The sequence below is a fragment of the Peptoniphilus ovalis genome (assembly GCF_018919265.1).
In the GTDB taxonomy this organism is placed as follows: Bacteria; Bacillota; Clostridia; order Tissierellales; family Peptoniphilaceae; genus Peptoniphilus_A; species Peptoniphilus_A ovalis.
Genome location: NZ_JAHLQO010000004.1, coordinates 250,545 through 269,211, shown reverse-complemented (window position 1 = coordinate 269,211; position 18,667 = coordinate 250,545). Strand labels below are relative to the sequence as shown.

Sequence of the window (18,667 nt, the reverse complement as noted above, 5' to 3'; positions counted from 1 at the left end):
TCACAACTCCTTTACTCCACTTCTAGGCTGTTCATTATTTGATTGGCTTTTGTCTGATTTTCTTTCTGACAAATTTTTCTCTGGTCTGCCAGCTTCTTTCTTTTCTACAACATTCCCTTGAAATGGTTGATTTCTTAATTCAAATATTTCATCATCTTTTGATTTATTTTCATCAATTCTTTCAAGTTTCATATAATCATAATCGTACCCATGTTCTTCAAAAAGAACCTTATATGGCAATCCAGCGTGTTCAAACAACCATTGAACTAAACCTAGTCTAGCATTTTCATCAATAACAATTTCATTAAAGGACACTTTTGGGGCTTTATCTGCATTAATTCCATTTCTTGCTAATTCTTTTACTAGCATATCTTCAATGATAGGAGGTAGGAAAGACCTAATAGATTCTATAGTTCTTATAAGTCCTGTTATGTTTAACATACCCTCACTATAATTTCCTCCACCTTCTCCACGAAGTAGAGTTAACGACACACCTAAGGTAGACAGCAAGTCTTTATCAATCTCTAAAAACTTTTCCTCACCAAATATTTCTGCATTAGGACTTATCCATTCAAGACTAACATAGTGAGGGGTAGTAACCCTTATAGAGCCTGTTTTACCATTGAAAAGCTCTGAATAAAATAAGACTTCCTTTTCTTGTGGTATGTGGTCTTTATCTCCAACCTTGATATGAAGTATTTGGTCTATAATTCCACTAGCAGTAGAGCGTTCAGCTTCTTTTAACAAATTTTTTCTCGATAAATCATCAAAAGCTGGAACTAGGAAAGATATGCCATATCTATCATATCTACTTGAGTTCATTTTTGAGAAATAAGAATTATTTAAATCAAATGGAATTTTACTTCTGTTTTGTTTTATCCCTTTTTGTATTTCAGGGGGATATGCTTTTGACATGAGTTTCTCATCATCTGTGTCATTTTCTAAAGATATTTCAACCTGTGAATTGTCATAGAACACTTGTTGCTTTCCATCAATAATCACATTAGAAACATCAATCAAGTCAAGAGGGTATATATCAATATATTCTCCATCTCTGTCATAGCAAAAACAATTACCTGTCATTGCCATCTCAAACATAAAATCCTTACAAAATTTTGTAATATCTATTCTTTTTAGAAAGCTATCTACAATAGCTTGTGTTTTTCCTTTTCCCTTAGAGTAATCTAGTTTTATATCTGTAACAGAATAATCTCTTATAATATTAACTGTTCTCATTATCATACCTTCGCTGATATAATAATATTTAGCAAGACCAGCAAGCTCAACAATATTACCTTGTGGGTCTTGTGCATATTTCTGCATATCATACCCTTTAGGTTCGCCATTTACAGTAAATTTATTTTTGAAATATCTACTATATGTAGATTGTTTGCTTTGACCGAGTTCCAAAAACTTATCTTCACTCAATGAAAATTCCTCCTTCCTATAATTCCAAATGTAACAACTCCTTTAGTTTCTCTAAACATATCTTTTTCAAGCTCATCAGCACCCCATAATGCTAAGGCAGTAGCAGTCCATCTGTCCTTTCTTCCTTCACTCATTCCACCCCTTGGAACATCAAATGTCAAGAAATTACCACGAGGTCTAGTTTCAATACTCATAATTTCCCTACGAGTCCTTTCAGCTTCCTCTAAGACCATCACTTCTTCTGCAGTTGGGTTTTTAATACCATCTAAAGCCTCTTGAGAATACATTCTAAGAAGTCTTTTTTGAGTATTTTGTTTTACACTCATACCAATTTGATGATTGAATTCTAATGAAAATTTATGTCCATGAATTATAAAGTTACCATCTGGAATATCTGTTTTATGTTCAGGATTATTAACATCACATAGGGGAGGTTCTAATTCTCCTGAAAATATATCTACACTAGGCTTAGCTAGCTCATCTGATAAGCCCAAACCTAAACCAGTAGTGTCCATGTGAATCTCATCACAAGGAAACTTATTTAATACTTTCCTTATTTCGGTGGCTTGTTCATTAAATGTTTTTCCATTTAAGATTTTCTGATACACTAAATGCTTTTCTAATACCTTTTTCTTTTTATCTGGAACTAATTTAAGAACTACAATGGCTGTATTGTCATTTCCTGATATTCTAGCTACATCAAGACCCATGATGTATTTATAATCATCATCAAAATTTAAATCAACTTCCATTAAATTAGAGCAAGCCATTAAGTCAGTAGGACTAATCCAGTTATCATCTGACAAATCAGGGAATGTAGCATTATATTCCATATCAAAATCAAGCTTAGAATAAGTTCTTTTAGCTTCATCAATTACAGATTGATTATAAAGTCCTACATCAAGACCAACCTTATAATCCAAACAAGAAACAAAGTGTTTTTTAGAACCATTTACTATTTGTTTTACTGTATCTTGAAATAGCTCATATAAGTGATTAAATTTAAAATACGCAGAAGATATAGCAATAAACTTCATATCAAAAAAATCATCATCTTCTTTAGCATCCACCTTATAATCTAGCTTAGCAACCATCATTGGTTTGATTACACTTTGAACTATATTGGGATTAAGTTGTGCATACTCATCAGCTATTATTATTGAAAATCTACCACCACGAATCTTTCCACCAGAAGTACCAACAGGCATAGCTATTATTTGACTATTATTAGCAAATTTTCTAAGCATTAAATCAGTACCATTTTTAGAATCCACAATTTCTTGCCTTAAAGCTTCTGACCTTATAGATAAATCATTGTCAATTTTATCTTCAATAAGCATCTTTGATTGTCTAAAAGATGGAGCAATTACACCAATTCTTAAATTGGGATAGAGGATAGCCATACAACAACAATATATAGCACTTATCCATGTTTTCCCTAAACCTCTCGACCATATCAATACAGAGAAGTTGTATTTTGACATGGCTCTTAAAGCTACTTTTTGATATAAGTTAAGTGGAATATTTAAATATTCTTCACAAAAAACATCAATATGCTCACGATAATACATTATCTTTTCAGCCAATAATTTCTTTTTTAAATCATATACTTCTCTTGAAGTCATACCAATGGTTCTGTCAATTTGTTTAGCCATTGAAAGACCTCCTTATGGCATCTATATTATCTTTTAAAATAAAGTCAATCTGGTCTTCTGTATATTCTTTCTTTTTCATTTCAACATCACCAGATTTGACTAATTTTTCAGACCATATAGCAAAAAGATTTTCCTTATCCTTATTATCTTGATTAAACTTCTTTAAAACTTTAAGTCCATCAAGAGATGACATATAAGAATCTCTTACAGTTTTCATCTCTTTTGCATCAAAAGAACCACTTCTAATTCTTTCTCTATTCATTTTTCTAAGAACTAACTCATCAGATATAGCTGTAATTACTAAATATTCATCACTAGCAGAATTGAGTTCATATTCGCCATAATAAGACTTAATTCTTGATATAATAAATTTAATTGAATCAGCATCATAAAGCTCAACAAAATACATATTAAGTAGTTTTAATATGAATTGTCCTTGATTAGAATTAATATCATCAATAAAATCTTCAAAATTTAATGATTCTTTTTCTTCTTCAATAGCTTTATTTTTCTCAATTTCTTCTTTGAACTCTTCTAGTTTTTCACTAGGCTCAATTATACCTTTCTTTTTTCTGTATAGAGCTTCAGCTTGTTTTTTAAATCTAGGTTCTTTAAGAAATTCAAAGTAAACTTTTGACACAGCTACTCTTTTTCTTTTACTGGGATTTAATCTATTAAATTCAGCTACTTGTTCATTTCTAACTTTAGCTTCTGCAACAGCGACTTCCCAGCATTCCTCAACAAAGGGTAGCTCACTAGGAGTATTTTCAATGTAGTTTACAAGTCCAGCTTTAGAATTAACATTTAAGGGTCTCGACATTTATATCACTTCCTGTATAAACGAACTTAGCACCAGAATTATAAACATCAACTTTGTCATCTTTAAATTGATATAGTCCATAAGCTGTTGATTGGGGAGTGTAGTTAACATTACCATTGTTAGCATAATCCATTTGTTCGCATAAACAACCAATTTCTGATAACAATGTGCCACCATGTAATACATTTCCAGTCTTATGAGTATGTCCAATAGTAATAGCATTAAAATCTACACCTTGATTTTTAAAATAATCATAAGTTGATAGACAAGTTCTCATTGGTATTTTAGAAAATGAAGTAGGGTGATCAACAACTAAATCTTTATAGATAAAGTACCATGAATCAATAACATCAAAATTATCAGATAATGGCTCAACTACTTGTCTAATATTTCTTTCATCTCTAAAACTAAAGCCATTTTTAACAATTTCTAAGACATCATCAGAAACAAATGGTGAGAATTCATTTTTAAATTTCATTAAATATCTTTTAAATCTAAACTCATGATTACCTCTAAACATAATTTTTTTTATGTTTGGAGTTAATTTATCAATCTTTTTCAAAAAAGAAGATGCAATCTTTAATTCTTGATGAAGTGGAATATGTTGCTCTTTAGGAAAAGATGAAACATTAAAACAATCCAATATATCTCCAGCAAATATAATTAATTTTACATCTAAGTTTTCTTTGACAATATTTAAAATAGTTTCTTTTTTATGAAATGGTATATGTAAGTCTGATAAGACTAATACTTTCTCAATACCTTTAATCTCATTAATTTGAGATTCAATATCTCTTATAAGATGTTCTTCCAATAAATCACTCACTTTCTTTTGACACCTTTGTTGATGTTTATATATTTCTTAGTTCCCTTATCCATTTTAGTTTTAACTTTATTAAGATACTTCTCATCAATAGAGATTCTTAATACTGATTGTCTTAAATATTCTGAATCAGGAACAACATTACTTTCCATAAGACCAATAAGTAACATACAAGTATTAAATCTTTTGAAATGTCCATGATTATCATAATCACCATGATTATTACATAATATAAAACCATATCTATTCTTTTTGACTGTATATTTCTTATCCTTATAAACAACTAACGCCATATAAATCCTACTTATAAAAATTAAACAAAGGTAGTTCTTTTTGTTTAATGATTGATTCTCTACCTTTTCTGATTATTTCACTATCTTTATATAGAGCCTTACCATCAGGGTGATGAGTTTTATAAGTACATAAATAATATCCAAACTTATCCAATACTCTATATATTTTATTATCATGAACATTATTAGCTTCATGACTTAATTCAAACTTATCAGCATAATCTTCTAATAGACAATTAATTAATGTTAATCTTTCCTCTAAATCATATGTAGCTGGCAAATCAAAGCTTAATTCATTGTCATAATAAACTTTCAATTATCATCACCACCAATTAGATAATCTTGAACTCTTTTAGTAATTTTTTTAATAATGAAATCAGCATTAGAACGTGTAAAATCATATTTCTTACCAATTTCAGTTAAAGATAATCCCATCATATAATCATTTAAAACTATCTTATCTTGATGAGACAATTCAATATTATTTAATGCCATGCCAATATCAATTATCATAACTTGAAGTTCTATATTATAGATTCTTGTAATATGTTCTTTTAGTGAATAATAATTAGATATTAGATGTCTAATCTTCTTCAAACTATAATAAAAATCATCATAATTAACATTCTCAACACTATCAGATAACTCAAGATAACCTTTTCCTGTAATATTGAAAGATTTATACTGTTTTTTACTTTTATATTGATGTTTTTCTAAGTTAATATTTCAATCGCTCCTTTATATAATATTTATATATATAATAATAATTAATATATCTTTATGTATTGGGGAGGCTAGTAATAAGAATGTTTTTGTGAATCGGATAACCACCCATCTTTTTCTCTCCCCCCTGTATTGGTGAAGTTAAAAAAAATAACAACATCAATACAAGGTAGAAGTCAAAAACTTCTAATGAGATTATATTCTCATAATGTTCTCAAAGTTGGTTAGGTCTAGTATTATCAACTGGCATTTCAGCACTTGAACATTCCCCCTATGGATTTCTCCAACTAGGACAGTATCATTACAAACAAAAAGTATTACAAAAGTTCATAATGAAGTCTAACAATTTATACTCTTAAATCGCCGTAGCGAACCTTGCTTTCCTTACAAGTAGAGTGCTAGTGGCTCTAACCCACAATGTCATGATGGTAAGTCATGCTCGTTGTTTTTTGATTGCATTTGCGACTCAAGCAATACTCGCAAGGGAACAAGGAGGGTATTTAAAAATAAATACCAAAGCCTAAAACTTTTAAGGCACACCTTGCGAGGTTTTTTCTTTATTAAGAAAGGAGACGATTCTATGAACAAAATCAAAAAATCGAAACAAGTTAAAAAATATAGAGCGAACAATTAAATTTCACTCTAGGTTAGAAACCAATAAAAACACATAGTCTACCAAACTATATATTTTCATGAATGATTATAACAAATTTTATTTTCTTTGTCAACTCCAAAATACAAAATGTGGTGATTTTTATAAAAACATTTTCATTGTTGATTTTATGCCTTATTTATGGTATAATTTAATCAATCAAACAAGGAGTAAAGATACAATGAAAGATAATGAAAAAATAGATGTAGATTATAGAAACACATCAATAGAAAACTTACTAGAAGACATGAAATATGATATTTCAGATAGAACATTTGATGAATATTCAAACGCTGTAAAATCATTTTTCTTTGATTTCATAAAAATAGATAGCATTACCATAAAAGACATAGAAGAAGTAACGGTCAAAGATGGAAATGAGTGGATATATCAAATGAAAAAAGATGGATTAGGTAACTCCACAATAAATAAAAAAGCTGGAGGACTACTATGGTTTTACAAACACCTAATCTCATCTAATGAGTATGACATATCAATGAATCCATTTAGTACGGATTTAGGTTCAAATAGATTGAAATTAAAGAGATACAGTGATGGAATAAGAATATCTGATGACAAATTAAAAGAATTAAATAACTACTTTCTAAAAAGAAGAGATTGGATTGGTGAAAGGAATTATTTAATGTTTTTAATATTTGTAACAACAGGAATGAGGCATAGTGAAGTATTGCACATCAAAATAGGTGATTTCTTTGACTATGGCGATAAATTTGCAGTTAAATTTACAGGAAAAGGTGATAAATTAAATATTTCAGAAATACCTCAAGGAGTAAAACAAATACTACATTCATTCATAATTAGGAGTGACTGGGATTACACAATGAGAGAACAATCCCTATTTGTAGCCAAGCCAGAATCTAATGTTCCAATTACAAAAATGAGAACAACAGATATATTTAAAGAAGCATATAGAAGAGTAGGACTACCAGAAGAAACTAGAATACACGATTTAAGACACACTTATATCACAAAATCCATAGAAATGGGATTAGATATATATGATATCTCAAAAAGAGTAGGACACTCTAGTGTGGACACAACAAGAAGATACGACCACACATTCAGAATATTTAACAACAACCCAGCAGAAGATTTCTTCTCACAACTATCAGGTAGTTCTCAAGAAAACTACCCAGCACTAAAACTAATAAAAGGAGTAATGTAATATGAATAACTTTAAAGAAGAATATCAAGAAGTAATAAAAAACTTAGTGGAAACATTTAGAATAAAAAACGAAAGATATGGAGATAGCTTCACCCAGACATTAGATGAATATGGAATGGTAGCATCAATAGTAAGAGTCAGCGATAAATTCAATCGTATGGAAACACTATTTAAAAACCCAAAACTAGACCCAAATGATGAATCAATGATTGATACAATGACTGATATGGCGAACTATCTAATAATGACAGTAGCTTATATGAAATCAACAGAAGGAGCTAAGTCCAATCAATGAAAGCTAAAATAGGATATAATTTTGAGCAAGATGAATTGATGCAACAAATTGGTAAAGAACTATTTAAAAATGGAAATATAGCAGAATCTAATAGCGTAGGAGGTAATAAAGTAATATCTTATCTCATTGAAGAGGAAACTGTATATAGACCATATCAAGATAGAATCACACCAAAAAATGCTACATTAGTAATCTATCCAGAGTTTAATCAACTCAAAGAATGTTATGACATAATCACAGTAGTAACTATATATACTAATTACAGAAACAATTCCAATGATTTTATTTTAAGTGGAGATACCAAAAAAAATAAAGAACAACAAATCAAATATTTAGAAGCTGTATTAAATAACAAAACAGTGTATGAAATATGGATAAAAGGAACATATTCAACATATGTCAATTGTGTAGCTCCAGTATCAAAAGTAGAGATACCAAGAAGAGATTTAGCTGAAAAAATAATAAATTGGAATAAGCATGATTTAAAAATATGTAAAATATGTGGAAAGAAACTAGCTAGATATAGCAAAACTGATATATGTAAAGATTGTCATTCAAAAGAAACCATAATTAATAATAGATTATAAGACCCTATTCAATAGGGTCTATTTTTATGTCATCATATAAAGCTTAAAACACCCCCATATTAATGCTTTTATAACATACCCTTGTTATAATTGAAATATGCCATAATATCAATAAAATATAAGACAATACAAGTAAAACATATTAATAAATAAGTAAATCTACTAATTAAAAATAAAAACTTAAATATAATACCATTTTGGAACTTAGAATTGATTTTAAAGATAATACATATAAACATATCATACTTAGAAATGAAAATTCAATAAATCATATATTTATTTTAAAGATAAGTGTAAGAGCTTATCTTTATTTTTTGTCTCAAAGCAGGTATTAAAGATATAGATAGTATGTTAATTAAAATTTGTTGAAATTTTATAGAAATGAGTAGCTTACAAAAGTTCTAAAGAAAAGCAGAAATATGTAAAAAGTTAATTTATAGAAAAGGGTAAATCTACACCAATTCTTTCAAAAACAAATTTATAAAAATTTATAGAAAGGGGTATTTATATTAATTTTATCAGTTTATACAAAATCATATTGAGTGATTATTTTATAGAGAATGATGAGTTTATAGAAATTCATATAATTTTATAGAATGGAGCTACCTCACCCCGATTAAGAGAACGATTTCACTTCCATTTTAGTTAATACCCCCACCAGCTGCAATGGTGATAATTACTAGATTCTATATAAATAATCTAATCATTTAATTAATTTTTAATCATTTGACCATTTAACGAATAAACACGGTATAAACCACCTTCAACACTAGTAATTGCAACGGTTACAGAGATTTTGGCAAGTCTTATTTTAGGTCTTATTTTAACTCCCTTTTAAAATCCTTTTAGTTGCATTTTAGGTCTTATGTTCTATTATGTTCTATACTTTATCTTTATAATTAAACTATTATATATTAACTCCTTTATATACTAGAATTTATATATTCTTATTACACTTTATTTAATATAACATATACGATATATTTAAATGTATTTATATTAAATACTTTAATATTATTATAATAAAATATTAAACTAGAGCAAATATTATAAAATAATCATTTGATTATATTCTAATGAAATGATTATAAGTAATGAAATAATTATAGTCTAAGCATATGATTAGTTAATATAAAATAATTTAATTAATATTATTTATATAATAATATAATATAAAATATATTAATTAAATAATATTTAATAAAATATAAATGTATAATAATTGTTAAATAATTTTATCTAATAGATTAATAACTAATATAGTAAAATATCTAATCTATAAAATATAAATGTATTGTAACGCTTAAAATAGTACCAAATTTACGTTATTATATCTTAACAACTAAGAGTATTAAAAATAAATAAAAACGTAATAGAAACGGGACAACGATTACAAATGTGATAAATACTAGGTTTATTTTACTTTATTATAATAAAGTTATCTATAATTAGATAAATTATAAATAATTTAAAAAGTTTTTTTTGCTATTAATAGAAGAAATTTAACAACAATGAAACAATTTAACGACTACAACCGTTGAAATCAAGCCATTTATGGGGCAAATCGAAATGAATTTTAAAATGTTTTAAAATAGTGCTTGCAATATTATTTATTTTATAGTACAATATAAACAAGTTAAACAATTTAACAATTTTAAATTTAATTATAAAATATTTAAAAATAATTATTGACTAATTAAAATTTAATTGTTATAATGTTTACAAGCTTAAAGAGTAACAATTAAAAAACTTTTAAAATAAGTATTGACAAGTTAAAAATTAATTGTTATAATAAGTTCATCAAATAAATATTTTTTTAGAGTAAAAATTAAGCGTAACGCTTTATAAAATATCTAAAATAAAATAATTAAGAAAACTTGCAAAAAACCAGTTACCCTGTCAGGTTGTGGTATTATTTTAAAGATATTAAATAAAGTTAAGACTTAAATTTATACAACAATAAATACTTATTTTAAGGTAATAAAACAGAACTTGAAGTAATTACCATGTAACTTGATAATTTAATATAAACTCTTAAAGATATAAAATTACCTTAAAAGTGTAATGTATTGAGATATTACATAAATGTAATATCGTTGGTGGTGGAAATTCTAGAGGCTTAAAGATGACAATTTAAGTTACTTGTAAAGGCGTGGGCTGATTGATACAAGTAAGCAGAGAGCGTACAAGTTGTAAAATAAAATTAAAATAGGATAAATTTTATCCTATACATATTGTAAAAATATGATATAATAACGATAAACAAGGAGTGATAAAGATGTATGCAATAGCATTTGATTTAAAGATAGACACCTTAAAAAAAACATACGGCGAGCCATACAACAAAGCTTATGATGAGTTAAGGCAAGAGCTGGAGGCAATAGGTTTTGAATGGACTCAAGGAAGTGTTTACATTAATAGTTCGAATGAAGACAATTTAACTCACGTTTATAAAGCTATTAATAAATTATCTAAAATAAGCTGGTTTAAAGAAAGTGTGAGAGATATAAGAGCCTTTAAAGTTGAGGACTGGTCAGATTTTACCGAAATAGTAAAAGAATAAAGGAGGAAAAAAACAATAAAAAAATAAATAAATTAATAAAATGTGATATAATTATTCTATATAAAGGAGTAATTATATGATTAATAACAAAATAAATAAAGTAATAGATTATTTAACACCAGCTGAAGTATGTGAGGTTATAGGAATTTCAAAAAAATCAACTCCACAGATAACACGCTGGATAAATGAAGGTAAAATTCCATACTATAAGCAATTTGGAAGAAATAAGGCTATACCAGTCAGCTGGGTAAAGTCGGAATGTTTAAGTCGTGGTATTAAGTGGGAGGGTATACAATTAAAGGACAATGAAAAAAATGTAAGCCTTGATGACTATGAGGACTTAAAGAAATATGCTCAAAATAATAATTTAACATACGACAAGTTATATAATGATATAGTTAATGGAAAGATAAAAAACTACATTAGATTTGGTAACGCATTTGGACTGCCTAAAAAATAATACAGGTAGTTTTTTTTGCAGCAATAATTAAGCTATACGCTTAACAAAAATTAAACAAAAGGAGAAATAAAAAATGAAACAAAAAGCAACTAGAAGAGATATTAATAATAGATACGATAAAGTTATAAGAGCAGGATATTGTGAATTTCAAACACTATTGAGAGGACTAGACCCAGTATATTATAACAATGGTATATACGGTTGGAATTGGGATTGCTATGAGTTAGATTGGGACATTGCACTGGTTACAGGCTATAGGAATCAAACAGGGAAGAGAATTAAAGGACTAGAAGCCTTTGAAGAAAGAGCCAAAGAAATAAATGAGATGTGCAAATTTACAGACTGGGACAAAAAGAAGAGAGAACTGGAAGCACTATTAAAAGAATTTATTGAGTATATAAATAGAAATTACAAGGAGGCGTGAGATGTTAGATTATTTAAACTGGATTGAAGAAGAACCTACGTTCGAAGAAAGGTTACAAGAGATAAAGAAAGAAAGAGAGAAATAATTAAGAACAAAGACAATGTTACAATTTAAAGAATTGTTGAAAGATTATACAGAAAATGAAAGAGAAGTGATAAAAAGAAAAGCTAAAAAACAGAATAGAACAATGAGTAATTATATACTTAATTTAGTTAAAAAAGACATTGAAGAAAATAATTGAATAAAAGAATAGAGGTTATCAATCCACCGACCAAAGCGAATGATAACCTCAAACAAAAATCAAACAAAGAGAGTAAACAAAAAATGAAAAACATTATTTGCACTCTTTTTGCATAAAAAATTATAACATATGTACAATTAAAAATCAACAAAGGAGAAAAACATGGAAACAAAAACAATAATCGATAAAATTAATGAATACCTAAATGAAAATTATACAATCATGAGAATATCAAATATTTTACATCAAATAACTGGAGATGATTTATGCGACTATGACTGGGAAGACAATATATTCAACAATAACAATATAGCATTAAATATTAGAGATACTGAAACATGGATATTAGTAGAATTTGATGTAATTCAAATTAAAGAGCCAGCACTAAATAGCATTGTAAGAATTACAGAAGTTAGCGAAATGTAAAAAGGAGTTGAAATGATGAAAACTTATCAATTAAATTGTGAACAATATCATGATATTTACAATGAGATTTACAACAAGTTAGAAGATAGTGAATTTGGAGTTAATTTCAGATTTCTTGAAAAAGAAAATGGACTAACTGATGATACACTTTTTGCAACCGATAAAGAAATAGAAATTGAGTCAGTGCAAGTTGAAGATTTTGAAAAAACTGATTATGCAATGTTTATTATTAACTCAAAATATAATGGTTGGTATCAAGAATTTTTCCTATATCTTTTCAATACTGATGAAATTGATTTAGCTTGTGAATTGCAATATACATTCAATAAAGATGAAATTAAATATATGGAAAATTTCGAAGATGAAGAAGAAATTTAAATAAAAAAGGAGATAAATTATGGAATTATTTTTATATAAAATTAAAGACAGCAATGATAGGGATTGTATAGCTTATATTGACAGTACCCCTTCGAAATTTGAATGTAATCATTATTTTTCAGGTATTAACATTGAAGGAAGTTGCTATTCCATAAGTCAATTTGAAGATTATGAAAATATTAAAACAATATTAACAAAAAATGAATATGAGCAACTATTGCAATTTAAACAAGATATTGAAGATTTAGGATTTGGCATAGAAAAAGGAGATAAAAGATACAATAAAGGACTAAAACTAATTGAAGATATAGAGCCAATATATGAAAAACTAAAATCAAATGAAAATCAAGAATTATTTGATGAAATTGCAGAAGAAGAAATGGAATATCTAAAAAATGAATATTATCTTAATGATGAAGATATAAAAGATATATTAAGTTGTTATGGATTAGATTACAAAGACAGAAGCATCATATCATACGTTTATGGAGATAGAGAAGAACTAGGTGAAGATTATTGTTATAACACTATGAATATACCAGCAGAATTGGAAAATTACATTGATTATGAGGCAATAGGCAGTGACCTATTACTAAATGGTGATTATTTGGAATTAGAAGATGGGAGAATTGTAGAATTAGCATATTAAAAAGGAGATGTAAAAAATGAATACATTATTTAAGGAAGTAAAAGAATTAATAATCAACGAATTAGAAGAAAGAAAAAATCAAGAAATACCTGCAGATATATTAGTTGATGAAATTATGGATACCTATTATCAAGACAGCTCAATTGAATGTAATACAGAATTGACAAAAGATAAATTATTTAAATACTGGAATGAATACAAAAGCGTTAAAGATTGGGCAGAGAGAAATTGGAATGATAACCTCAATCCACTAGACAACATAGAACTATTTGATGTAACTGCACACTATATTATAGCTAAAATTTTACTAGAAAGCTGTGATATAGTTGATGAAAAAATATACAATGGAGAAAAAATAAAATTAACAGAAGAAAATATTAAGGCAATAATGAAAGAATTTGAAGAAATGAAAATGGAACAATTTATTTGTTAAAAAGGAGATATAGAAAATGAAATTAAATACAAAAAATTTACAAGAAGCTATAAACGTATTAAACAAAAATATAAGCAATTATGCAGTGTTTAACATTGATGATGAAAATTTAATACTAGAATGTGATACAGATTTTATATATACATCAAACAGTAATGTAGAGCTTAAAGATTATTCAAGTTATATGATTAGTTTAGATAAACTGAAGAAAATTACAAAAGTGTTAGATAGCAAAGAAATAGAGTTAGAATTTAAAGAAAAAAACAATAAAACAGATTTAATAATAAATGACAATGGAGTTGAAATATCAGAAATAGTAGAAAAACAAGAAAATGAAATAAATATCAAAAAATATGAAAATTATTTAAGACTAGATGCAGAAGAGTTCATAAAAATCTTAAAGGATAGCAAGAAGTTTAGGTCAAAAGATAAGTGTAGAATATTGTTTACTGGACAACTTTTAAAATACCATAACAATTCAAATACATTAGATGTAGTTGCATTAGATGGATATAAAATTTATGTTTATACGATTGAAGATGTAAACACAAATATAAATCAAGATTTCGAGTTAATATTAAATCAAAAAACAATAGAAAGGTTAATGAAAAACAAAAACTCAAAAGAAATAGAAATACAAATAAATTTTAAAGAAAATGAGATTGAAGATACTGTAATAAAATTAAACAATATGTTTCTTTATGATAATCATACAAGTGGAGATTACTTTAACTACAAATCTACATTAAGAGATGAGTATGATAGCGAATATGTTACAAAAATAGATTCTAAAATGATAAGTAAATATATCAAATATATTGATAAATGCTTAAAACTTCAAGATAAAGACCAAGGAGGCAAAGTCAGACCGTCAATGATAACTAGCGAGATAGTCGATAATCAAAGAATATTTAAATTAAAGGATAATTCTACAAAAGTTGAATTGAAAGAAAAATCAGATGCCAAAGATAGATTTAAAATAGCCTTTAATGGAGAGTATTTGAAAGACTTATTGGAATTATTTAAAAATGAAGATGATGTAATTGTAACAATGAAAAATGATGTTAATCCAATGATATTACAAAAAGATAACTTGTTGGCACTATTACTCCCAGTTAGATTAATATAACAAGAAAGGAGCAAAAATGAAAACAAAACAAATAATTAATAAAATAGAAGAATACCTATTACTAAATAGTGATTATTTAGAATTGAGAGATGGAGGAATCGTAGAATTGCAATATTAAGAAAGGAATAAACAATGAAATATGAAATTTATATAAATGGCAAATATCAAACAAAAGTGAATGATGACATATATTTAGCAAAATATTTAGATAACTATTTCAGAAAGAAGAGAGATAATGAAAATTTAAAAAAATTAGCTGAATATGGAAGTAATTACTTTAAAGAAAACAATAACAATAATATAAAAATTATAGAAAATCAAAAAAAATAATAAAATTAGGGTATATTGAATAAGCAATAAATAAAAAAGAATATTTGTTCAATTTTATATTGACAGTAAAGATTTTAAAGAATAGAATATAAACAAACAAACATTCTAAAGCAAGGGGGCAAATGTGAAACTAAACATCAACTTTACAGTTGAAATACCTAATGATTTCTTTGAAAAGACACTAACATCAATAGGGTATGAAAAAATGAAAGAACATATGGATAACTACTTAAAAAATGAATTAGAAAAAACATTTAATAAAGAAAATCAAAGAGTAGGAACAGCAACAATAAACATGGAGTTTTAATTATGAATACAATTAGAAAAATATCCCTTAAAGTTATGTGGTTGACTTGCGACTCAACAATTAAACATAAAAATAAGAGATATATCTAATTGTATCACAAAATTTCAATAAAAGACATTAAATAAACAAAAGAAAGGACTACAAAAAAAATGTTAAACATAGGAATGGAAAATTACGACAGCTGGAAAAATAATGATTGCAGAGCAGAACAATTAGATAACACAAAATATGATTATTACATTGAGCAATCACTTATTGAAGAGGTTTATATAGACCACTTAGATGACTATATTGTTAATTTTAAAGAAAATATTACTGATAAATATGAACTTGAAGAGCTTGAAGTTGCAGAAATTAACATTCTTGACAAGGAATATACAGGAGATACTGTAATAGTCACAGTAAGTGTATTGTGGACTAATATTTCTATAGTTGAAGATGCTTCAGAAGAAGATTTAAAAAATGAAATCAATCAATACATTGACCTAATGTGGGAAGATGAAAGAACGGACTATATAAGTTATGAAATTGAGGAGATATAAGATATGAAACTAAAAAACTGGAAATTATACACAAAAGACAATGAATTTATTGTAAACTTAAAAACATTCACAAAGTCTACATTGACTTTATTTGGAATCACATTATTTTTACTAACACTGATAACAATAATTACAGTATATGGCTATAAAATCTATTATTTACTGCAACTAATTTTTAGTTAAAAACAGCATATCTTATCTAAGACTTAAAATGGTATCAAAATTAAGTTTTGTCTATTATTAAAGGAATTAATCAAGTTAATAATAAAAAATAAAATTAAGTATTATTTTAAGTCTTAGGATAAGATATTATAGATATAATAAAACGTTTTCCTAGAAAAACAAAAATGAAAGGAGAAAAATGCAAGAATATTATATTAATATTCCAAGTAAAGTTTTAGAAAACAAAAATTTATCAGATAAAGCAAAAATATTATACGGACAAATTAATAGATTAAGCAGTAAAGGTAACTGTTGGGCTTCCAACAAATACTTAGGAGATTTAATTGATGCAACACCAAGAACAGTAACTAGATTAATTAAAAAATTAAAAGACAATTATTTAATTAAAATTGAAACAGAAATTATTCAAGGAATAAGTCAAAGGAAGATTATTTGTATTTAGTAAAAAGACAGAAATGTCCACCAATAAATAATATATATATTATATATATAATTATAAAATATATTATTAATAATATTATAAATTATATTTAATTATATATTATATATATTTTAGTTATATATCTTTTATTTATACTTTTATTTATTGGTAGACAAATGAGTGCCTATATTAGGCACTGAAATGTCTAGGGGGTATAGACAGATGAGTGCCTCGACTGAAATACTCATTAAAAAAAAGAAAAGGAGTAAAAAATGACATTACAAGAATTATTTAGAATTAACAACGTAGCAATTCAAGAAGTAGTTTGCAACATTGAAAAAAGGGGGATAATAGATTTAAAAAATATAACAAAAAAGAATGTAGATAGACCAGATTTTTGTTTAGTAAATCAACCTTTAATATCTAGTACAGAAGAGTATGATTTTGACTCTACCAGAGAATATTATACAATTTACGAAAATGATGATATATATAAAGATTGTGCAACAGAAGATGATGTAAGACAGTTTGTTGAAATGTATGAGCATAAGCTGAAAAACAGCAAAAAACTAATTAGAGATTTAACTATTGTATGGCTTGAAAATAATAAAGAATTAGGATTTTTTGATGGTTATCCAGAGGAAGATATGGATTTTAGCACTCTTAGTGATGAGGAAATAAAATACTATTATCAAAACTGGGTGAAGCCAGAATTAGAATTATATTAAGGAGATTTAAATATGACAATTACACAACTAAAAAGGTACGCAAAACTATATGGCTATGAATTAGAAGAAGATATGATATTTCATGATTTAAGAAACAGTAGACAATTTGGCACAAATTTAATAAGAATTGATAAAGATGAGCGAAATGTGATATTTATTGAAAATAATTATTGTGTTGATAATGATTTAAAAATGATTTCAAAAGCAATACAATTTGCCGAAACACCAATTGAGAACAGAGGGGAATTAAGATATTATGTTCCACTGCCACATTTAAAAACATCAGATGGAGAGCAACAATATTTAACTCACAAAGATAATACATGGTTTGCATCAAGAAGGAATGAAGAATTAAGGCAAACATGGAAAAAGAAAGATTTGAAGTATATTCCTGAAGAATATAAAAATTTTGTGAAGCCATATACAGAAATGTAAAAACAAAGGAAACACAAGCTGGTAAGTTTAAAGCCTTATTAGACAATCAAAACACTATCTATTTTAAGTTTTTAAATTCCATGAGAGGAATTGCTTATGTAAAAACGTTTTCTTTAAAATTGGACATACAGTTAAAAAAACTTATAAGGGGGTGATTAAGATAAATATATTTATGAAGCCAAGTCTATTTAATTTTATAGTTGATTTTTATTATAAAAATGGACAATATCCAAAAGTGTTCTTGTCGGGAGCGATTACAAATAGGATTGACACCTATAAAATGTTTTTTGATAACGCTGAACTAAAATTTAAATGTTTAGGCATTGAGTGTTACAATCCAGCAAGAATTGATATAAACACACCATGGGGAAAAGCAATGGAAGAAACGATTGCACAAATTAATCAATGTGATTGTTTGTTTGTGTTGAAAAATTGGGAAACTTCAAAAGGGGTAAAAATAGAGATTAAGAAAGCCAAAGATATTGGTATACCAATATTCTTTGAATAATCACAAAATTTAATAAAATAATTTCATGAAAACGCTTGCATTAAATTT

26 protein-coding genes are annotated in these 18,667 nt (G+C 26.7%); 19 read left to right on the top strand and 7 right to left on the bottom strand.

The window, feature by feature from the left end; translation table 11 throughout:
* From KQI68_RS07320 to KQI68_RS07290, 7 genes are read right to left on the bottom strand one after another with little or no spacing between them, the layout of a single operon-like run.
* Positions 1 to 1,428, bottom strand: a complete 1,428-nt coding sequence (locus KQI68_RS07320; protein ID WP_216549483.1) for a hypothetical protein — start codon at positions 1,426 to 1,428, stop codon at positions 1 to 3.
* A complete protein-coding gene (locus tag KQI68_RS07315; RefSeq protein ID WP_216549482.1) occupies positions 1,425 to 3,083 on the bottom strand; it encodes a terminase large subunit domain-containing protein in 1,659 nt (552 codons plus the stop codon). The genes KQI68_RS07320 and KQI68_RS07315 overlap by 4 nt, the downstream gene beginning before the upstream one ends.
* The gene (locus KQI68_RS07310; protein ID WP_216549481.1) at positions 3,076 to 3,903 is read right to left on the bottom strand and encodes a hypothetical protein; all 828 of its coding nucleotides are present in this window, start codon (positions 3,901 to 3,903) and stop codon (positions 3,076 to 3,078) included. Before KQI68_RS07310 ends, KQI68_RS07315 begins: the two co-directional genes overlap by 8 nt.
* Entirely contained in the window at positions 3,881 to 4,729 is an 849-nt protein-coding gene (locus tag KQI68_RS07305) for a metallophosphoesterase (RefSeq protein WP_216549480.1), read from the bottom strand. Before KQI68_RS07305 ends, KQI68_RS07310 begins: the two co-directional genes overlap by 23 nt.
* Complete coding sequence (locus KQI68_RS07300) at positions 4,726 to 5,019, bottom strand: hypothetical protein (protein WP_216549479.1); 294 nt, start codon at positions 5,017 to 5,019, stop codon at positions 4,726 to 4,728. The genes KQI68_RS07305 and KQI68_RS07300 overlap by 4 nt, the downstream gene beginning before the upstream one ends.
* A 7-nt stretch (positions 5,020 to 5,026) precedes the next feature.
* Positions 5,027 to 5,335 carry a hypothetical protein gene (locus KQI68_RS07295; protein WP_216549478.1) on the bottom strand — a complete coding sequence of 103 codons (309 nt, stop codon included), beginning with the start codon at positions 5,333 to 5,335 and terminating at the stop codon, positions 5,027 to 5,029.
* Complete coding sequence (locus tag KQI68_RS07290) at positions 5,332 to 5,616, bottom strand: hypothetical protein (RefSeq protein WP_216549477.1); 285 nt, start codon at positions 5,614 to 5,616, stop codon at positions 5,332 to 5,334. The genes KQI68_RS07295 and KQI68_RS07290 overlap by 4 nt, the downstream gene beginning before the upstream one ends.
* A 908-nt stretch (positions 5,617 to 6,524) precedes the next feature.
* Here KQI68_RS07290 and KQI68_RS07285 point away from each other — a divergent pair.
* The 19 genes from KQI68_RS07285 to KQI68_RS07195 all read left to right on the top strand — a co-directional run bounded on the left by KQI68_RS07285 (position 6,525) and on the right by KQI68_RS07195 (position 18,619).
* Positions 6,525 to 7,580, top strand: a complete 1,056-nt coding sequence (locus KQI68_RS07285) for a tyrosine-type recombinase/integrase (protein WP_216549476.1) — start codon at positions 6,525 to 6,527, stop codon at positions 7,578 to 7,580.
* A gap of 1 nt (position 7,581) precedes the next feature.
* Positions 7,582 to 7,875, top strand: coding sequence for a nucleotide modification associated domain-containing protein (locus KQI68_RS07280; RefSeq protein WP_216549475.1), 294 nt, complete (start codon positions 7,582 to 7,584; stop codon positions 7,873 to 7,875).
* Positions 7,872 to 8,462, top strand: a complete 591-nt coding sequence (locus KQI68_RS07275) for a hypothetical protein (RefSeq protein ID WP_216549474.1) — start codon at positions 7,872 to 7,874, stop codon at positions 8,460 to 8,462. Before KQI68_RS07280 ends, KQI68_RS07275 begins: the two co-directional genes overlap by 4 nt.
* A 2,278-nt stretch (positions 8,463 to 10,740) precedes the next feature.
* Positions 10,741 to 11,025 carry an endoribonuclease VapD gene (gene vapD / locus KQI68_RS07270; protein ID WP_216549473.1) on the top strand — a complete coding sequence of 95 codons (285 nt, stop codon included), beginning with the start codon at positions 10,741 to 10,743 and terminating at the stop codon, positions 11,023 to 11,025.
* A 76-nt stretch (positions 11,026 to 11,101) separates the two neighbouring features.
* Positions 11,102 to 11,485, top strand: a complete 384-nt coding sequence (locus KQI68_RS07265) for a helix-turn-helix domain-containing protein (RefSeq protein WP_216549472.1) — start codon at positions 11,102 to 11,104, stop codon at positions 11,483 to 11,485.
* Between the two features lie 73 nt (positions 11,486 to 11,558).
* Positions 11,559 to 11,909 carry a hypothetical protein gene (locus tag KQI68_RS07260; RefSeq protein WP_216549471.1) on the top strand — a complete coding sequence of 117 codons (351 nt, stop codon included), beginning with the start codon at positions 11,559 to 11,561 and terminating at the stop codon, positions 11,907 to 11,909.
* Between the two features lie 100 nt (positions 11,910 to 12,009).
* On the top strand, positions 12,010 to 12,150 hold the full coding sequence (locus KQI68_RS07255; RefSeq protein WP_216549470.1) for a hypothetical protein: 141 nt from the start codon (positions 12,010 to 12,012) through the stop codon (positions 12,148 to 12,150).
* A 162-nt stretch (positions 12,151 to 12,312) separates the two neighbouring features.
* Entirely contained in the window at positions 12,313 to 12,576 is a 264-nt protein-coding gene (locus tag KQI68_RS07250) for a hypothetical protein (protein ID WP_216549469.1), read from the top strand.
* Positions 12,577 to 12,588: 12 nt separating this feature from the next.
* Positions 12,589 to 12,954, top strand: coding sequence for a hypothetical protein (locus KQI68_RS07245; protein WP_216549468.1), 366 nt, complete (start codon positions 12,589 to 12,591; stop codon positions 12,952 to 12,954).
* A gap of 19 nt (positions 12,955 to 12,973) precedes the next feature.
* Positions 12,974 to 13,603: an antirestriction protein ArdA gene (locus KQI68_RS07240; RefSeq protein ID WP_216549467.1), complete on the top strand. Its 630-nt coding sequence runs from the start codon at positions 12,974 to 12,976 to the stop codon at positions 13,601 to 13,603.
* 16 nt (positions 13,604 to 13,619) lie between these two features.
* Entirely contained in the window at positions 13,620 to 14,036 is a 417-nt protein-coding gene (locus KQI68_RS07235; RefSeq protein ID WP_216549466.1) for a hypothetical protein, read from the top strand.
* A gap of 16 nt (positions 14,037 to 14,052) precedes the next feature.
* Positions 14,053 to 15,165: a hypothetical protein gene (locus KQI68_RS07230; RefSeq protein WP_216549465.1), complete on the top strand. Its 1,113-nt coding sequence runs from the start codon at positions 14,053 to 14,055 to the stop codon at positions 15,163 to 15,165.
* Between the two features lie 132 nt (positions 15,166 to 15,297).
* Positions 15,298 to 15,495, top strand: a complete 198-nt coding sequence (locus KQI68_RS07225) for a hypothetical protein (RefSeq protein WP_216549464.1) — start codon at positions 15,298 to 15,300, stop codon at positions 15,493 to 15,495.
* A gap of 124 nt (positions 15,496 to 15,619) precedes the next feature.
* The gene (locus KQI68_RS07220) at positions 15,620 to 15,802 is read left to right on the top strand and encodes a hypothetical protein (protein WP_216549463.1); all 183 of its coding nucleotides are present in this window, start codon (positions 15,620 to 15,622) and stop codon (positions 15,800 to 15,802) included.
* A gap of 149 nt (positions 15,803 to 15,951) precedes the next feature.
* Positions 15,952 to 16,344 carry a hypothetical protein gene (locus KQI68_RS07215; RefSeq protein ID WP_216549462.1) on the top strand — a complete coding sequence of 131 codons (393 nt, stop codon included), beginning with the start codon at positions 15,952 to 15,954 and terminating at the stop codon, positions 16,342 to 16,344.
* A gap of 361 nt (positions 16,345 to 16,705) precedes the next feature.
* A complete protein-coding gene (locus tag KQI68_RS07210; RefSeq protein WP_216549461.1) occupies positions 16,706 to 16,969 on the top strand; it encodes a helix-turn-helix domain-containing protein in 264 nt (87 codons plus the stop codon).
* Positions 16,970 to 17,220: 251 nt separating this feature from the next.
* Complete coding sequence (locus KQI68_RS07205; RefSeq protein WP_216549460.1) at positions 17,221 to 17,676, top strand: hypothetical protein; 456 nt, start codon at positions 17,221 to 17,223, stop codon at positions 17,674 to 17,676.
* A gap of 12 nt (positions 17,677 to 17,688) precedes the next feature.
* On the top strand, positions 17,689 to 18,111 hold the full coding sequence (locus KQI68_RS07200; protein ID WP_216549459.1) for a hypothetical protein: 423 nt from the start codon (positions 17,689 to 17,691) through the stop codon (positions 18,109 to 18,111).
* Between the two features lie 172 nt (positions 18,112 to 18,283).
* Positions 18,284 to 18,619: a DUF4406 domain-containing protein gene (locus KQI68_RS07195; RefSeq protein WP_216549458.1), complete on the top strand. Its 336-nt coding sequence runs from the start codon at positions 18,284 to 18,286 to the stop codon at positions 18,617 to 18,619.
* Positions 18,620 to 18,667 lie beyond the last annotated feature (48 nt).

What these genes read in the sequence shown, in the direction of transcription:
- KQI68_RS07215 (WP_216549462.1), top strand. Translation starts at nt 15,952, where the DNA reads ATGTTAAACATAGGAATGGAAAATTACGACAGCTGGAAAAATAATGAT.
- KQI68_RS07315 (WP_216549482.1), bottom strand. Translation starts at nt 3,083, where the DNA reads ATGGCTAAACAAATTGACAGAACCATTGGTATGACTTCAAGAGAAGTA.
- KQI68_RS07245 (WP_216549468.1), top strand. Translation starts at nt 12,589, where the DNA reads ATGATGAAAACTTATCAATTAAATTGTGAACAATATCATGATATTTAC.
- KQI68_RS07300 (WP_216549479.1), bottom strand. Translation starts at nt 5,019, where the DNA reads ATGGCGTTAGTTGTTTATAAGGATAAGAAATATACAGTCAAAAAGAAT.
- KQI68_RS07310 (WP_216549481.1), bottom strand. Translation starts at nt 3,903, where the DNA reads ATGTCGAGACCCTTAAATGTTAATTCTAAAGCTGGACTTGTAAACTAC.
- KQI68_RS07210 (WP_216549461.1), top strand. Translation starts at nt 16,706, where the DNA reads ATGCAAGAATATTATATTAATATTCCAAGTAAAGTTTTAGAAAACAAA.
- vapD (WP_216549473.1), top strand. Translation starts at nt 10,741, where the DNA reads ATGTATGCAATAGCATTTGATTTAAAGATAGACACCTTAAAAAAAACA.
- KQI68_RS07265 (WP_216549472.1), top strand. Translation starts at nt 11,102, where the DNA reads ATGATTAATAACAAAATAAATAAAGTAATAGATTATTTAACACCAGCT.
- KQI68_RS07285 (WP_216549476.1), top strand. Translation starts at nt 6,525, where the DNA reads ATGCCTTATTTATGGTATAATTTAATCAATCAAACAAGGAGTAAAGAT.
- KQI68_RS07225 (WP_216549464.1), top strand. Translation starts at nt 15,298, where the DNA reads ATGAAATATGAAATTTATATAAATGGCAAATATCAAACAAAAGTGAAT.
- KQI68_RS07205 (WP_216549460.1), top strand. Translation starts at nt 17,221, where the DNA reads ATGACATTACAAGAATTATTTAGAATTAACAACGTAGCAATTCAAGAA.
- KQI68_RS07250 (WP_216549469.1), top strand. Translation starts at nt 12,313, where the DNA reads ATGGAAACAAAAACAATAATCGATAAAATTAATGAATACCTAAATGAA.
- KQI68_RS07230 (WP_216549465.1), top strand. Translation starts at nt 14,053, where the DNA reads ATGAAATTAAATACAAAAAATTTACAAGAAGCTATAAACGTATTAAAC.
- KQI68_RS07235 (WP_216549466.1), top strand. Translation starts at nt 13,620, where the DNA reads ATGAATACATTATTTAAGGAAGTAAAAGAATTAATAATCAACGAATTA.
- KQI68_RS07240 (WP_216549467.1), top strand. Translation starts at nt 12,974, where the DNA reads ATGGAATTATTTTTATATAAAATTAAAGACAGCAATGATAGGGATTGT.
- KQI68_RS07260 (WP_216549471.1), top strand. Translation starts at nt 11,559, where the DNA reads ATGAAACAAAAAGCAACTAGAAGAGATATTAATAATAGATACGATAAA.
- KQI68_RS07200 (WP_216549459.1), top strand. Translation starts at nt 17,689, where the DNA reads ATGACAATTACACAACTAAAAAGGTACGCAAAACTATATGGCTATGAA.
- KQI68_RS07255 (WP_216549470.1), top strand. Translation starts at nt 12,010, where the DNA reads ATGTTACAATTTAAAGAATTGTTGAAAGATTATACAGAAAATGAAAGA.
- KQI68_RS07195 (WP_216549458.1), top strand. Translation starts at nt 18,284, where the DNA reads ATGAAGCCAAGTCTATTTAATTTTATAGTTGATTTTTATTATAAAAAT.
- KQI68_RS07280 (WP_216549475.1), top strand. Translation starts at nt 7,582, where the DNA reads ATGAATAACTTTAAAGAAGAATATCAAGAAGTAATAAAAAACTTAGTG.
- KQI68_RS07275 (WP_216549474.1), top strand. Translation starts at nt 7,872, where the DNA reads ATGAAAGCTAAAATAGGATATAATTTTGAGCAAGATGAATTGATGCAA.